A 13,791-nucleotide genomic window follows, 5' to 3' on the forward strand; every position below is an offset into this window, starting at 1 on the left:
TTAGATTTGGGCGAGTCGGCCGATCAACGCGGCCAGTAGCGCCGAGCCGGGAATCGTGATCAACCAGGCCAGCACGATTTCGCCGGCCTTGCCCCAGCGTACCTGTCTAGGCCGGTCCGAGGCGCCGATGCCGGTAATGGCTGACGCGACGACGTGAGTGGTCGAAACCGGCGCTCCTAGCATCGAGCAAGCCGCAATCACCGAGCAGGCGGTCAGTTGCGAGTTCAAGGCGTGTATCGGCCGAATTTTATAGATCGCAAATCCTAAGGTGCGGACGATGCGCCAGCCGCCGGTTAGGGCGCCGGCCGTCATCGCGGTCGCGCAAGCGGCCATTACCCACACCGGCACCTGAAAGGTCGCGATTTGTCCGCTGAGCAGCAGCAACAGAGTCAGTATGCCCATGCTTTTTTGCGCATCGTTGGCGCCGTGGCAGAACGCCAAGCCGGCGGCGGTCAGCCATTGGGCTTGGCACAGGCGGCGGTTGATGGACGGATGGGCGGCGCGCAGCAGGAACATCGTAGCGCGCTGCAGCGCGAATCCGACCGCGAAACCCAGGAACGGCGACAGAAACAGTGCCAGCAACACCTTGGCAAAGCCTTGGATGCGGCCGTGGAGGAGGGCTGCGATTCCCCAGTCCATCGGGATCGGCTCGGAGGAGGCCAGGGCCGCGCCGATCAAGCCGCCTACCAGCGCATGCGAGGAAGACGACGGTAGTCCGCGCCACCAGGTGAAAAAATTCCACGCCACCGCCGCGGCCAATCCGGACAGAACGGCGGTCAGGCCGACCGGGCGCGGCGGCACGGACAAATCCAGCAAAGAACCGACGGTATCGGCGACGGCGGTGCCGCCCAGCAACGGGCCGAGAAATTCGAAGATAGCGACCAATAACATGGCCTGAAGCGGTGTCATCGCTCTGGAAGCGATGACACCGGAAAGGATGTTGGAGGCGTCGTGGAAGCCGTTGGTGTAATCGAACGCCAGAACGACGCCGATGGCCACGGCGACAACGGGTAAGTAAGCCTCCAAGTAGCGAGTGGTTTAGTTGAGGACGTTATGGCCGCGCTGTCTCAGGCAGCTGCGGTAAGCGTTTTTGTAACGGTCGTCGGACTGAACGCCTTGCATCGCGCCGCCGCCGATGCCGCCCGCCGCCGCGCCGATCGCCGCGCCGGCGCCGGGGTTGCCGGTGACCGCGCCGATCGCCGCGCCGCCGGCCGCGCCGAGTAAACCGCCCACGGCGACTCCGGTTGCGGTATCCTTTACCGCCGGGGACGATTGCGAAGCCAGTTGCTGGCACTCCTGCATGTCCTGGTTGAGCCGCGCGGCGTTGGGGTCGTTATAAGTATCCACGGTCGGCGTCCAGCCGGTCGCGGTGGCGCAAGCCGTCAATACAAACGCGGAAGCCGCGATTGCGGCGAACGATAAGTTTTTCATGATTTGGACTCCCTGAGTCGCTGATGGTGACAGACCAAAAAGAGCGTAGCCGATTTTGGATGGTTTGGGAATCCGACACGGCAAATTGACAGTGGTTCGTTTCATCACGTATGATTCGCAGCCTTTTTTATCCGTTTTATCCCGAGGCAATAACTATGAAAAGAACTTACCAACCCAGCAAAATCAAACGCGTCAGAACTCACGGTTTCCGCGCCAGAATGGCTACCGTCGGCGGCCGCAAAGTGTTGAATGCGCGCAGAGCAAAAGGCCGCGCATCGCTGACGGTTTAATTGTCGGCCCAAGAACACGGTTTTCCCGCTCGGTATCGGTTAGGGACGCCCGCCGAGTATAAAAATGTATTTAGCAATCCCGTAAAGTCGACCGATAAATACTTTACGGTATTGGCGACTTTCAACGGCCTGGCGCATGCGCGCTTGGGCTTGGCGATCGCAAAAAAAACAATAAAAACAGCAGTCGCGCGGAACCGCATCAAAAGGGCTGTCAGGGAAAGCTTTAGATTGCAGCGTCAACATATCGTCAGCATAGATATCGTTGTTTTGGCTCGGGGGGATGCAGCAAATGCAACCTCGCCGGTATTGAGGAAGTCCTTGGAAAGGCATTGGCTTAAATTGGTAAATCGATGCGATTCCTGCTCATAACCCTGATCAAGGTTTACAAGTACTTCATAAGCCCGTTACTGGGGCCCAGATGCCGTTTTTATCCCACCTGTTCAAGTTATGGCTTGGAGGCGATCCAGCGTCACGGCGCCGCCAAAGGCTCATATCTCACGCTTAGACGATTATTGAAATGCCACCCGTTCCATCCGGGTGGCATCGATCCTGTCCCAGAAAAATTTGAGTAATAACAATGGATAACATTAGATTTGTACTTGTCATGGCGATGTTGATGATCTCCTACATGCTGTGGGAGGCGTGGCAGATCGATTATGGCCCCAAGCCGCGGGCGATCGTTTCCGACAAGCCCATTGTTGCCGGCGACGCCGGGCTGAGCAACGTTCAGCAATCCCCGGATGCGGCGCAAACGCCGGCCGGCCAGCTGACCGCTCAAGCCGTCGCGGCGGACCGGGTCGTCAAAGTCAAAACCGATGTGTACGAGTTGGAAATCGACGTCGAGGGCGGTACGCTACGGAATCTGGATTTGCTGAATTACCCGCATGAGAAAACCAATACCGTCGTCCAAAAAGCGTGGGCTTTGATCGGCTTGCCCGCGCCCGAGAAAAATCTGGCCCCGATACGTCTGTTCGACAGCAATCCCGAAAACCTGTTCCTGGCCCAAACCGGTCTGGTCGCCAACCAGAACTCTTCCAGCGCGCCCGATCACCATGCGGTATTCAGCGCCGAGCGCACCGACTATACCTTGGCCGACGGTCAGGACCAATTGATCGTGCCGCTGACCTGGACCAACGAGCAAGGCCTGCGCGTCGTTAAAACCTTTACCTTCAGCCGCGGCAGTTACGCGGTCGACGTCGAACAAAAAATCGTCAATCAGTCCGCGACCGCGTGGTCCGGACGCCAATACGAGCAATTGTTGCGCGTCGAGCATAGCGATAAAAGCAACAACAATTTTATTCGTACCTACTCGGGCGGCGTGATTTATACCGACAAGGAGAAGTTCAAGAAGGTCAAGTACGAAGAAATGACCGAAGACAATCTGGCCGTGTCCGCGACCGGCGGTTGGAGCGGATTCATTCAGCATTACTTCGCGGCGGCCTGGATTCCGGCGGCGGATCAGGAAAACCATTACTACACCAAGGCGCTGAACGACGCGCGCTACGTGATCGGCTCCTACTCGCCGGATGTGAACGTTCAACCCAATAGCGAAGGCTCGTTCAAGACCAAGTTGTTCGTCGGTCCCAAGATCCAACCGGTCATGGAAGCCTTGGCGCCCGGCCTGGAGCTGACCGTCGATTACAGTTGGCTGACCGTCATCGCCAAGCCGATTTATTGGCTGCTCAACGAAATCCACGGCTACATTGGCAACTGGGGCCTGGCGATCATGGGCGTGACCCTGTTCATCAAACTGCTGTTCTTCAAGCTGTCGAAAGCCAGCTATCAATCGATGGCGAAAATGCGCAAGATTCAGCCGCGCCTGAAGGATTTGCAAGAGCGTTACGCCGACGACAGACAGCGCTTCAACACCGAAATGATGGCGATGTATAAGAAGGAGAAAGTCAATCCGCTCGGTGGTTGCTTGCCGATCATGGTACAGATTCCGGTGTTCATTTCGCTGTACTGGGTGCTGATCGAGACCGTCGAATTGCGTCAGGCCGACTTCGCGCTGTGGATACAAGACCTGTCCGCGCAAGACCCGTTTTACTTGCTGCCCATCGTCTACGGCATCACCATGAAGATTCAGCAAAGTCTGAATCCGGCGCCGATCGATCCGCTGCAAGCACAGGTGATGAAAATGTTCCCTATCGTGTTCACCGTGTTCTTCCTGTTCTTCCCGTCCGGCTTGGTGCTTTACTGGATTTGCAACAACAGTTTGTCGATCCTGCAACAGTGGTACATCACCAAGCACGTGCTTGAAGAAGACGCGCACGCCCATTGAGTCCGATGCGGGACGGCGACACGATAGCCGCCATCGCCACGCCGCCCGGTAACGGCGGCGTCGGCGTCATCCGCATCTCGGGTCCGGCGGCCGGCTCGGTCGCTACCGGTCTGACCCGCAAATCCCTACCCGCTCCCCGTTACGCCCGTTACGCGCATTTCATCGCCGCCGACGGCACCGTCGTCGACAGCGGCTTGCTGCTGTATTTTCCAGGGCCAAAATCCTTTACCGGCGAAGACGTCGTCGAACTGCATGGCCACGGCGGTAGCGTGGTCTTGGACATGCTGTTGCGCCGCGTCCTGGCGCTGGGCGTCCGCTTGGCCGAGGCCGGCGAATTCAGCCGGCGCGCCTTTCTGAACAACAAAATCGATCTGGCTCAGGCCGAAGCCATCGCCGATTTAATCAGCAGCGGTACCGAGCAAGCCGCCAGAGCCGCCCAGCAATCGATGCAGGGCGAGTTTTCCCGCCAAGTCAACGAATTGATCGACGAACTGATCGAACTACGCGTGTACATCGAAGCCGCGATAGACTTCGTCGACGAAGAAATCGACTTCCTCGGCGACGGCGTGGTTGCCCAACGCATCGCCCGATTACAGGACAAACTGGCCGCGATCGCGCGCGGCGCCCGACAAGGCCGCTTGTTGCACGACGGCATGACCGTGGTGCTGGCCGGCAAACCCAATGCCGGCAAGTCCAGCTTGTTGAACGCACTGGCCGGCCATGAGGCCGCCATCGTCACCGAGATCGCCGGCACCACCCGCGACGTACTGCGCGAGCGCATCCAGATCGACGGCATGCCGCTGCACGTCATCGATACCGCCGGTCTGCGCGACAGCGACAATCCGGTCGAGCAGGAAGGCATTCGCCGCGCCCGCGCCGAAATCGCCAAGGCCGACCGAGTGTTATTGTTGATCGACAGCACCGATCCCGACGCCGAGCCGGCGCTTAGCGAGCTGCCGGCCCGCGCCAACGTGACCCGGCTTTACAACAAACTAGACTTGCTCGGCGGCGAGCCTAGCCTGGTCGAGACCGCCGCCGGTTGCGAAATCCGCTTGTCGATCAAGACCGGCGCCGGATTGGACTTGCTGAAGGCGCATTTAAAACACAGCATGGGCTTCGTCGAAGGCGGCGACGGCGCCTTCGCCGCCCGCACCCGCCATCTACGGGCCTTGCAACTTGCCGAGCAAGCCGTCGCCAACGCCGCCGCGCAGCTCCAGGCCGCCGCCCACGAGTTGGTCGCCGAGGAACTTAGGCAAGCCCAAGCCAGCCTGTCCGCCATTACCGGCGAATTCACGTCCGACGACCTGTTGGGCGAAATCTTTTCGAGTTTCTGTATCGGAAAATAATGGTGCTCCGCGTCAGTCGGGGAGGCGGCGTTAAAATCGCCGGCTTGGGCCTTTGAATGATTATGGTCAGCGACCCGGTCGGAAACCGCTTTCGGAAATATCAATAAGGACAAGACCCGATGAACCACTCATCCCTTTCCGCCTTGCTCTGGTCGGTTGCCGATCTGCTGCGCGGCGACTATAAGCAATCCGATTACGGCAAGGTCATTTTGCCGTTTACTGTGCTACGCCGCTTGGACTGCGTGCTGGAAGCCACGAAACCAGCGGTGTTGGCCGAGTTTGCCGACAAACAAAGTCTCGGCATCAACCTTGCGCCTTTCCTGCTGCGCAAGGCCGGCCAGAGTTTCTACAACACGTCGCCGCTGGACATGAAAACGCTGATGGGCGATCAGGACCATATTAAGGAAAACCTGATTGCCTATATCCAAGACTTTTCGGTGGAGGTCAGGGACATTTTCGAGCGCTTCGACTTTTACACCCAAGTGGACCGCCTCGCCAAATCCGGGCTGCTGTATCTGGTCACGGAACGCTTCGCCCATGTGGATTTGCACCCTGAAACCGTCAGCAATAGCCAAATGGGATTGGTGTTCGAGGAACTGATCCGCAAATTCGCCGAGATTTCCAACGAAACCGCCGGCGAGCATTTCACCCCGCGCGAAGTCATCAAGCTGATGGTTAGCCTGCTGTTCATCGAGGACGACGACATGCTGGCCAAGCCCGGCGTGGTGCGCACCATTTACGACCCGACGGCCGGCACAGGCGGCATGCTGTCGGTCGCCGGCGAATATCTGGAAGAGCATAATCCGCAAGCCCGTTTGACCATGTTCGGCCAGGAACTCAATCCGGAATCCTACGCCATTTGCAAAGCCGATATGCTGATCAAGGGCCAGGATGTCGCCAATATCGTGTTCGGCAATACCTTTTCCGACGACGGCCATCTCCTGAAGAAATTCGACTATATGCTGTCCAATCCGCCGTTTGGAGTGGAATGGAAAAAGGTCGAAAAAGACATCCGCAACGAACACGAGAAACAAGGCTACAACGGCCGCTTCGGACCCGGTTTGCCGCGCGTATCGGACGGCTCCTTGTTATTCCTGCTGCATCTGATCAGCAAGATGCGCCAGGCGAAAGACGGCGGCAGCCGTTTCGGCATCGTTCTCAACGGCTCGCCGTTGTTCACCGGCGGTGCCGGTTCCGGCGAAAGCGAAATCCGCCGCTATGTGCTGGAAAACGATTTGGTCGAAGCCATCATCGGCTTGCCGACCGATATGTTCTACAACACCGGCATAAGCACCTATGTCTGGATACTCTCCAACCGCAAACCGGAACACCGCAAAGGCAAGCTGCAACTGATCGATGCCAGCGGTTTCTGGCAAAAGATGCGCAAAAGTCTCGGCTCCAAGCGTAAGGAATTGTCTGACGAGCATATCGCCGAAATCACCCGTTTATTCGGGCACTTCATCGAGGCCAGTGATGGCAAGAAGCCGATTTCCCTTATCTTCAAGAACAGCGATTTTGGCTATCGCACCATCACCGTCGAGCGGCCGTTACGCATGAGGTTTGAAATCAATGAAAGGTATCTGAAGGCACTTTTAAATAGCCGTTCGTCAATGGCGGTTAATGCAGCCTATGACATGAGAAGTTTTGAAAGGATCGCTGCAACTTTATTTACGACCTGCAATAACGCTTGGTCAGATCAGCAATCCTTCTCTACGGATTTGAAAGCTACGGCTAAATCGCTAGACATTAAATTAACAGCCGCAGATATTAATTTTTTTGTTAAGGGTTGTGGAATCAAAGACCCCAATGCGCCAATTTCATACGATGTGAAGGGAAAGCCTATAGTGGATTCCGAGCTGCGCGACACCGAAAACGTGCCGCTCAATGAAGACGTGGAAAGCTACTTCCAGCGCGAAGTGCTGCCGCATGCGCCGGATGCGTGGATAGACCACGATAAAACCAAGGTCGGCTACGAGATCCCCTTCAACCGGCATTTCTATGTGTTCGAGCCGCCGCGCGACTTGGCCGCGATTGATGCGGACCTCAAACAATGCACCGATAGAATATTAAAGATGATTGCCGGCTTGAGCGCGTAACGTTAACCTAGCACACGTAGCCTGAATAACTTGTTAGCAGAGGTTTTTTATGAATATCGACCAACTGGCCAGTGAAGTGTTAAAACTTAACTCGCACGATAGAGCCATACTGGCCCAAACCATTTGGGAGAGTCTTGATCCCCCTTATCTGGCAGAGGAGTTGTCAGATGATGAAGCTATCACCTTGGCAAAAAACCGCGATAGCGAAATGGAGAGTGGCGCGGTAACGCCGTTGTCGCATACTCAGCTGATGAGCAAGTTACGAAATACGCATTGAATGCCCGTTTAGGAATGAAATGAACCTTGAATATGCCCGCGAGCTACGCAAAAACGCCACCGATTGCGAACGCCTGTTGTGGCTGCACTTGCGGGCAGGGCGATTGCATGGATTCAAATTTAAAAGGCAGCAACCACTTGGCAATTACATTGTCGATTTCGTTTGCTTTCAAACCCGCTTGATCGTGGAAGCCGACGGAGGGCAACATAAAGAGCAGATCGAATATGACACACACCGGGATAATTGGCTAAGGAGCCAAGGTTTTAACGTATTGCGATTTTGGAATAATGACATTTTGACTAATACCGAAGGGGTGTTGGCTGTCATTCTGGATGCTTGTAGTCAATATGTGGACACACCCTCTCCCCAACCCCTCTCCCGTGAAGGGAGAGGGGCTAAGGGCGCTGGTTATATTCAAGATCAAGGCCCGAATTCTGCGTTTACCGATCTGACATCGATAAAAAATAGCGTCGAGTGCAACCAATGCCCCATTAATGCGGAACAGCCTAACTCCCCTCTCCCCTTGCGGGAGAGGGGGTGGGGGAGAGGGGACGACGGCTTATGAGTTTTCCGCGTTACGAAAGCTACAAGGATAGCGGCGTCGAATGGTTGGGTGAGGTGCCGGCGCATTGGGAGGTGAAGCGTCTAAAACATAACCTTCGTTTGCTGACAGAAAAGACAGACCGCCGTGAAAACCCCGTCGCGCTAGGAGCCTGTCGGACTTAACTTACCAGCACATCTGTTGTCATCCAGCTCAGCGAAGACGGCGGTCGAAGGAAGGATTTGCCACTGGTTAGGCGAGCGTTTTGGCGTTGGATTCCGATAACGCCAATCGAGCCTTTTGCTGGCCAATCGTTTCGACCATTAGACGACCCTCGCCAAGATATGCATCCGTTTCAAGTTGAAGGCCATGGCCACCAGTTTCCACTCACCGGTGACCGCATCCAGACCGCGTAAGGAGAATTGGCGAAAGCCGAGTACCTGTTTGATGATCCCGAACACGGGTTCCACCGTGCATTTGCGCTTGGCATAACGGGCTTTGCCTTCGCGGGTTTTCAAGTACCAAGCCATCTTTTCCAGCGGATCGTCGCCAGTCGGTTCCGGCGCATCCGGGGCTAAACGTTCCGCCAACGGCCGATGATGACTGTCACGGCCCATGGCGATTAAAGGTTCGATCCGGTTTCGTTCGCAAGCCTGGACGTTGGCGGCACTGAAGTAGCCGGTGTCCGCCAGTAGGGCTTCGGCTTGGCCCAAGGCGTCGGGCAGTTTTTTCAGTTCGGCCAGCATCGGCTCAACTTGTTGTTTGTCGTTGGTCTGCTGCGTGACCGTGGTGGCCACGATCAGCATCGTATCGACATCGACGGCGGCCTGACTGTTGTAGCCTTGCACAAAGCCTTCGTGACTCGGCAGGATGCGCGATTCCTCGTCGGTCAGGTTGATTTGATCGTCGGGCTTGGGGCCGGCTACCGGCGCCTTGGGTTCCGGGCCTCGCGGCTTTTGGCCAGCTTGCCGCTGGGCTTCCCGGCGGGACACCTTGTCCTCGTATGCCTGTTCGGCTTGCGCGTCGCGCGGTTTGGCCCGCTCGGCGATCTTGGCTTTCGCTTCACGCAAGGCTTTCAGCCGGTCTTCCCGCCGCGCCAATTCGTCCGGCAGATCAAGGCCGTCCCGGTCGTCCACCGCGTCGGTTTCGTCGGCCTTTTGCAGTAAGGCCTGAACTTCGTCTCGTAGCTGTGCTTCGAGCTTTTCGATATGGCTGTGGGACAAGGCCTTGTGCTTGGAGGCATTCGCTTTGAGCTTGGTGCCGTCCAACGCGATTTGCCCCAGCTTCACCAACTTCATCGCTTGCGCCAGACTCAGCACTTGGACGAACAGGTCTTCCAACTCGACCAGGAACGTCTTGCGGAAGTGAGCCAGGGTATCGTGATCGGGATGGGTATCACCAGACAAGAAACGAAACGCCACCGAATCGTAGGTGGCCCGTTCGATCTTCCGGCTGGAAAACACGCCGGTGGCGTACCCATAGACCAGCAGTGCCAATAATATCGCCGGATGGTGCGCCGCCGAACCCCGACCTTGATAGCGGCTCGTCAACCGGCTTAAATCCAACTGCTCGATGACTTCGACGACAAAACGCGCCAAGTGATCCTCCGGCAACCATTCGTCCACCGAGGGGGGTAATAGATAGACTTGATGGCGGTTGACAGGAATGAATCGACTCATCAAGGGCTCTCCCGGTTGCTGGTTCTTTCTATACCACCTATTTTATCTAACCAAGTTACCGAATGGACTATTGGCTTTTAAGTCCGACAGGCTCCTAGAAAACATAGAAAGCTGGTCAGGTCGATTTATCCCTACAGAAACGACGTTCGAAGGTGAGGGGGTTGCCTTTGAAGGCGGCGATATATTATTTGGGAAATTACGGCCTTATCTTGCCAAAGCATACCTAGCCGAAGGATCTGGAGAAGCTGTAGGCGATTTTCATGTTCTTCGCCCCACAACGACGACCCAAAGCAGGTTTTCACAGTATCAAATACTAAACCGCGAGTTTATTGCAATTGTTGATGGCTCAACTTTCGGAGCAAAAATGCCTCGTGTTAGCTGGGATTTTCTCGGCAACATGGTTTTAAGTGCTCCGCCCGTTCCAGAACAACAAGCCATCGCCGCCTTCCTCGACCGCGAAACCGCAAAGATCGACGCGCTGATTGCCGAGCAACAGCGGCTGATCGAACTGCTAAAGGAAAAACGGCAGGCGGTGATTTCCCACGCCGTCACCAAAGGCCTTAACCCCGATGCGCCGATGAAGGATTCCGGTATAGCATGGCTGGGCGAGGTGCCAGCGCATTGGGAGGTTAGGAAGCTAAACTCATTCAGCACCAAAATTACAAATGGATATGTCGGGCCAACGCGAGATATTCTTGTTGAAGACGGTGTTCCTTATGCACAGGCGACACATATTAAAGGTGGAAAAATTCTTTTCGATGGCGCTTACTTCGTCACAAGGGAATGGAGCGAAGCACACGCTAAGTCAATACTGAGCTTAGGAGACGTTCTGATTGTCCAGACTGGAGCAGGAACGGGCGACATAGGCCTTGTATCTGAGAATGAAATTGGCTTTAACTGCCATGCTTTAATCATTGTGTCGGTCGATAACACTGTAATGTATGGAGAATTCCTGGCTGCGCTTTTGCAGTCTACTTACGGAAGAGAAACTTTGTCTTCGATTCAAACGGGAGCAATGCATCCACATTTAAATTGTGGCGAAGTTAAGTTTATTATCCTTCCGGTGCCGCCGATTGAAGAACAAACCTTAATTGTTCATCAAATATCATCGTGCATAAGTCAGTATGATTCTCTTACTGAAGAAGCAATTAAAGCTATCGATCTGCTGAAAGAACGCCGCACCGCGCTGATTTCGGCCGCCGTCACAGGCAAGATTGATGTCAGAGGATTTTGTGCATGATTGAACAGATTGATCCGCTAAATATAAAAGCTGACCGCACGAATAATCCATTAACTTTGATTTGGGCGGGACCTCAAAGTCCTGCACAACTGTATTCTTTTTCCCATTTCTCTGAATGGCAAGCGTTTATTTATAAGCTGGGGTTAAATTGCCCAGTACCTTTAAACACAGTGAGGCCAAAGTTTGAACGGGCCCAAAGTCTGTATTTACTGGGCTGGATTTGCCAAGATGTTAAGCTCTTAGCAAAAAGTTAGCGTGTATTGTGAGCCAAACCCTCGGCCAATTTCGTCAATAGCCTGCTCAAGCTCATCCGGCATAAATGTTTTGAATGGCAGCCATTCATATTTCATTTTATGCCACAGCAATTCAATCCGATTCAACTCAGGGCTATAGGGCGGCAGGAAATAAAATCGAATACCTTTCTCTTCGAGCAAATCCCAATACGGCTTCAGTTTTTTGGCCGTATGAATGGACGCATTATCTAAAATCACCACCAATGGCTTGCTGACGCGTTGGACCAATGCCATCAGAAAGCCAAAAAACCACAGACCATTGACGCTTTGCCACAGCTTAGTCAGCATTAATCGACCCGATGAAAGCAAAGCGCCAATGACGTTCATCCGCTGCGCGCGTTTAGCGGTAATGGCATGAACTTCTCCGCTTTTGGTCCAAGCCGAACGATTCGGTGGTTGTGGTGCAAATCCGGCCTCATCCACATAGGCCAATTCGATTTCGCCGGCTTGCGCTTGCTGAATCAGTGCGGCAATGTCGTGTTGGGCCCGCTCGAAGCGCTCGGGATCACGCTTTTTTTTAAACTGTAACGGGTGCGCTTCCATACATAGCCCATCCGTTTTAACTCGTTCCGCAAGGTGCTGGCGCTAATCGTCACGTCGCATTCCGTCGTTAGACGACTGACCAATGCCCGGCAGTTTAAAGGTTCCGCATCGATCCATTCTTTGAGCCGGCATCGATGCGCGTCAGTCAATTTACTTGGTGCACCACTGCGGGGTTGATCCGGTAAACTGTTCAGCCCATTTCTCCACCACTTCCGCCGCCGCTCCCGTATAGCTTCCGGTTTCACGCCTTGCTGTTCTGCAATCGCAATGACTGTCTGGCCATTGGCTAACATCAAAATGGTCTGTGCCCGCTCCCGTTCTCGCCAATCGCTCCCTTTTTTGATAATTTGCTGGAGCTGCTCTCGTTCGCTTTCGTTCAATTCTATTGCTCTTGCCCGCATTCTGTCGCTACCACCACACCTGAAATCCCGCTATTTTAATGCATGGTGATTTGTTGTTAAGCGCTTATCAAGGCTGGTGAATTAGCCGCTTTATCTGCACTGGAACTGGCACTCAAGGATGTATATATGAGCGCCTATAAGAAAATAAATCCGAAAAAGCCAATAAATTCGTTTTTAAAACCTGGCCTTAAATATATGGTTGAACATGATGGGCTTGTGGATGAAAAGCTTCCAATTGTTCAGAAATTTGGGGGCGCTGTTGTTTCAAATCTGTATCGCGAAAAGCCCAATGGTCAAAAAGGCAAGGTTGACCAGGATGGAACGCTTGTGGGTATTAGGAACTCATTGGCTCATGGTGATCCCTTCGACGCTATGCCTTGGGGAAGTTTACTAGAAGTTGTGCGGGATTTGATCGGCTATATGTACCGTAATTTCCCTGAATATCAGTGAGCCATGTCTGTTGTACGGCTCGGACTTCCGCCGCCGTGACCGGCAAAATCGATGTGCGCGGTTTTTCGCAGGTCGGGTTAGGCGCAGCCGTAACCCGACACTGTTCGACGCGGCTTGTCGGGTTACGCTATCGCTAACCCGACCTACTTTCCGCCGTCACCGGCAAGATTGATGTAAGATCAGTTTCAATACCCCCGGAGAATTGACCATGCCCGTGATTTCCATGTTCTACGGCATCATCGTCATGCTGTATTTCTTTGATGACGAACAACACAAACGGCCGCATATTCATGTCCGTTACCAGGGCCAGGAAGCATCGTTTGCCATCGACGATGGTGCCTGTCTGGCTGGCACATTTCCGCCGGCTAAATTACGCCTGGTTCAAGCCTGGATTGAAATCCACCGCGATGAATTGCTGGCGGATTGGGAGTTGGCGGTGAACGGCGAAGCCCCGTTTCGTATCGATCCATTGAAATGAGGAGGTTCCGATGATTCCCGAAATTACCGCCGTGCAAGTGCAACCCGAGTATCACTTGTTGCTGTCATACAGCAACGGTGAAATGCGTTTGTTTGATGCCGCGCCTTATCTGGAACGAGGCGTGTTTACCTGTCTCAAGGACTTTAGGTTATTTTCTCAAGCTCGTCTGGCATTCGGAACTGTCACTTGGCCGGGCGAACTGGATATTGCCCCGGAAACGCTTTATCTGCGTTCGCAAGCAGTAGTTGCTTCATCCCTATCCGACGTTCGTGATTTGCTGGTGTAGCAATGAGCGTGGATTGTCGGCTTACGCTATCGCTTTTATGCCCTTTAGGGTAAACCCGACCTACTTTCCGTTGCCGTCACCGGCAAGATTGACGTGCGCGGGCTTGTTTCTTCAGATCATTGGTAATAACATTGTTATAACTTTTTATTAGGGGCTGTA

At 54.3% G+C, this 13,791-nt stretch carries 18 protein-coding genes; 13 read left to right on the forward strand and 5 right to left on the reverse strand.

All coding sequences use genetic code 11. From position 1 onward, the window contains the following. Both ACQE3E_RS05770 and ACQE3E_RS05775 read right to left on the reverse strand, forming a co-directional pair. The gene (locus ACQE3E_RS05770; protein WP_231883529.1) at nt 1–999 is read right to left on the reverse strand and encodes an inorganic phosphate transporter; all 999 of its coding nucleotides are present in this window, start codon (nt 997–999) and stop codon (nt 1–3) included. Between the two features lie 39 nt (nt 1,000–1,038). Continuing rightward, a complete protein-coding gene (locus ACQE3E_RS05775; protein WP_064024741.1) occupies nt 1,039–1,431 on the reverse strand; it encodes a glycine zipper family protein in 393 nt (130 codons plus the stop codon). A 155-nt stretch (nt 1,432–1,586) separates the two neighbouring features. Here ACQE3E_RS05775 and rpmH point away from each other — a divergent pair, with 155 nt between their 5' ends. The 8 genes from rpmH to ACQE3E_RS05815 all read left to right on the forward strand — a co-directional run bounded on the left by rpmH (nt 1,587) and on the right by ACQE3E_RS05815 (nt 8,286). Then, nucleotides 1,587–1,721, forward strand: coding sequence for a 50S ribosomal protein L34 (gene rpmH, locus ACQE3E_RS05780; RefSeq protein ID WP_064024743.1), 135 nt, complete (start codon nt 1,587–1,589; stop codon nt 1,719–1,721). Then, entirely contained in the window at nt 1,722–2,090 is a 369-nt protein-coding gene (gene rnpA, locus ACQE3E_RS05785) for a ribonuclease P protein component (RefSeq protein WP_082885317.1), read from the forward strand. Beyond that, nucleotides 2,072–2,293: a membrane protein insertion efficiency factor YidD gene (gene yidD, locus ACQE3E_RS05790; RefSeq protein ID WP_082885318.1), complete on the forward strand. Its 222-nt coding sequence runs from the start codon at nt 2,072–2,074 to the stop codon at nt 2,291–2,293. Before rnpA ends, yidD begins: the two co-directional genes overlap by 19 nt. A 5-nt stretch (nt 2,294–2,298) precedes the next feature. Further along, the gene (gene yidC, locus ACQE3E_RS05795) at nt 2,299–4,002 is read left to right on the forward strand and encodes a membrane protein insertase YidC (protein ID WP_427501308.1); all 1,704 of its coding nucleotides are present in this window, start codon (nt 2,299–2,301) and stop codon (nt 4,000–4,002) included. A 5-nt stretch (nt 4,003–4,007) separates the two neighbouring features. Then, the gene (mnmE, locus tag ACQE3E_RS05800) at nt 4,008–5,348 is read left to right on the forward strand and encodes a tRNA uridine-5-carboxymethylaminomethyl(34) synthesis GTPase MnmE (protein WP_427501309.1); all 1,341 of its coding nucleotides are present in this window, start codon (nt 4,008–4,010) and stop codon (nt 5,346–5,348) included. 119 nt (nt 5,349–5,467) lie between these two features. After that, nucleotides 5,468–7,444 (forward strand): type I restriction-modification system subunit M, encoded by a 1,977-nt coding sequence (locus tag ACQE3E_RS05805; RefSeq protein WP_427501310.1) that lies wholly within the window; start codon nt 5,468–5,470, stop codon nt 7,442–7,444. Nucleotides 7,445–7,493: 49 nt separating this feature from the next. Next, nucleotides 7,494–7,721, forward strand: a complete 228-nt coding sequence (locus ACQE3E_RS05810; RefSeq protein ID WP_071157430.1) for an addiction module protein — start codon at nt 7,494–7,496, stop codon at nt 7,719–7,721. A gap of 19 nt (nt 7,722–7,740) precedes the next feature. Then, the gene (locus tag ACQE3E_RS05815; RefSeq protein ID WP_083385857.1) at nt 7,741–8,286 is read left to right on the forward strand and encodes an endonuclease domain-containing protein; all 546 of its coding nucleotides are present in this window, start codon (nt 7,741–7,743) and stop codon (nt 8,284–8,286) included. Between the two features lie 299 nt (nt 8,287–8,585). Here ACQE3E_RS05815 and ACQE3E_RS05820 read toward each other — a convergent pair whose 3' ends face one another. Further along, nucleotides 8,586–9,941: an IS1182 family transposase gene (locus tag ACQE3E_RS05820; RefSeq protein WP_071156645.1), complete on the reverse strand. Its 1,356-nt coding sequence runs from the start codon at nt 9,939–9,941 to the stop codon at nt 8,586–8,588. Between the two features lie 70 nt (nt 9,942–10,011). Between ACQE3E_RS05820 and ACQE3E_RS05825 the strand changes: the two genes are divergently transcribed. Then, complete coding sequence (locus ACQE3E_RS05825) at nt 10,012–11,181, forward strand: restriction endonuclease subunit S (RefSeq protein WP_427501311.1); 1,170 nt, start codon at nt 10,012–10,014, stop codon at nt 11,179–11,181. Further along, on the forward strand, nt 11,178–11,435 hold the full coding sequence (locus tag ACQE3E_RS05830; RefSeq protein ID WP_427501312.1) for a hypothetical protein: 258 nt from the start codon (nt 11,178–11,180) through the stop codon (nt 11,433–11,435). The genes ACQE3E_RS05825 and ACQE3E_RS05830 overlap by 4 nt, the downstream gene beginning before the upstream one ends. On the opposite strand, the gene ACQE3E_RS05835 is transcribed toward ACQE3E_RS05830, so the two are convergent. Both ACQE3E_RS05835 and ACQE3E_RS05840 read right to left on the reverse strand, forming a co-directional pair. After that, entirely contained in the window at nt 11,421–12,017 is a 597-nt protein-coding gene (locus ACQE3E_RS05835) for an IS630 family transposase (protein WP_313728407.1), read from the reverse strand. The two genes, ACQE3E_RS05830 and ACQE3E_RS05835, sit on opposite strands and share 15 nt — an antisense overlap. Further along, the gene (locus ACQE3E_RS05840) at nt 11,936–12,418 is read right to left on the reverse strand and encodes a helix-turn-helix domain-containing protein (protein WP_313728406.1); all 483 of its coding nucleotides are present in this window, start codon (nt 12,416–12,418) and stop codon (nt 11,936–11,938) included. Before ACQE3E_RS05840 ends, ACQE3E_RS05835 begins: the two co-directional genes overlap by 82 nt. A 126-nt stretch (nt 12,419–12,544) precedes the next feature. On the opposite strand from ACQE3E_RS05840, the gene ACQE3E_RS05845 reads away from it, so the two are divergent. The 3 genes from ACQE3E_RS05845 (at nt 12,545) to ACQE3E_RS05855 (ending at nt 13,632) form a co-directional block, all read left to right on the forward strand. Then, nucleotides 12,545–12,868 carry a hypothetical protein gene (locus tag ACQE3E_RS05845; protein WP_427501313.1) on the forward strand — a complete coding sequence of 108 codons (324 nt, stop codon included), beginning with the start codon at nt 12,545–12,547 and terminating at the stop codon, nt 12,866–12,868. A gap of 208 nt (nt 12,869–13,076) precedes the next feature. Beyond that, complete coding sequence (locus ACQE3E_RS05850; protein ID WP_426994575.1) at nt 13,077–13,346, forward strand: DUF4160 domain-containing protein; 270 nt, start codon at nt 13,077–13,079, stop codon at nt 13,344–13,346. Nucleotides 13,347–13,356: 10 nt separating this feature from the next. Next, on the forward strand, nt 13,357–13,632 hold the full coding sequence (locus ACQE3E_RS05855; protein WP_427501314.1) for a DUF2442 domain-containing protein: 276 nt from the start codon (nt 13,357–13,359) through the stop codon (nt 13,630–13,632). Nucleotides 13,633–13,791 lie beyond the last annotated feature (159 nt).

The sequence above is a fragment of the Methylomonas sp. MED-D genome (assembly GCF_050276835.1).
Taxonomy (GTDB): Bacteria; Pseudomonadota; Gammaproteobacteria; order Methylococcales; family Methylomonadaceae; genus Methylomonas; species Methylomonas koyamae_A.

Bases quoted from the DNA above. Each gene is read 5' to 3' on its own strand.
- ACQE3E_RS05775 (WP_064024741.1), bottom strand. From the start codon at position 1,431: ATGAAAAACTTATCGTTCGCCGCAATCGCGGCTTCCGCGTTTGTATTG.
- rpmH (WP_064024743.1), top strand. From the start codon at position 1,587: ATGAAAAGAACTTACCAACCCAGCAAAATCAAACGCGTCAGAACTCAC.
- yidD (WP_082885318.1), top strand. From the start codon at position 2,072: ATGCGATTCCTGCTCATAACCCTGATCAAGGTTTACAAGTACTTCATA.
- yidC (WP_427501308.1), top strand. From the start codon at position 2,299: ATGGATAACATTAGATTTGTACTTGTCATGGCGATGTTGATGATCTCC.
- mnmE (WP_427501309.1), top strand. From the start codon at position 4,008: ATGCGGGACGGCGACACGATAGCCGCCATCGCCACGCCGCCCGGTAAC.
- ACQE3E_RS05805 (WP_427501310.1), top strand. From the start codon at position 5,468: ATGAACCACTCATCCCTTTCCGCCTTGCTCTGGTCGGTTGCCGATCTG.
- ACQE3E_RS05810 (WP_071157430.1), top strand. From the start codon at position 7,494: ATGAATATCGACCAACTGGCCAGTGAAGTGTTAAAACTTAACTCGCAC.
- ACQE3E_RS05815 (WP_083385857.1), top strand. From the start codon at position 7,741: ATGAACCTTGAATATGCCCGCGAGCTACGCAAAAACGCCACCGATTGC.
- ACQE3E_RS05820 (WP_071156645.1), bottom strand. From the start codon at position 9,941: ATGAGTCGATTCATTCCTGTCAACCGCCATCAAGTCTATCTATTACCC.
- ACQE3E_RS05830 (WP_427501312.1), top strand. From the start codon at position 11,178: ATGATTGAACAGATTGATCCGCTAAATATAAAAGCTGACCGCACGAAT.
- ACQE3E_RS05835 (WP_313728407.1), bottom strand. From the start codon at position 12,017: ATGGAAGCGCACCCGTTACAGTTTAAAAAAAAGCGTGATCCCGAGCGC.
- ACQE3E_RS05840 (WP_313728406.1), bottom strand. From the start codon at position 12,418: ATGCGGGCAAGAGCAATAGAATTGAACGAAAGCGAACGAGAGCAGCTC.
- ACQE3E_RS05845 (WP_427501313.1), top strand. From the start codon at position 12,545: ATGAGCGCCTATAAGAAAATAAATCCGAAAAAGCCAATAAATTCGTTT.
- ACQE3E_RS05850 (WP_426994575.1), top strand. From the start codon at position 13,077: ATGCCCGTGATTTCCATGTTCTACGGCATCATCGTCATGCTGTATTTC.
- ACQE3E_RS05855 (WP_427501314.1), top strand. From the start codon at position 13,357: ATGATTCCCGAAATTACCGCCGTGCAAGTGCAACCCGAGTATCACTTG.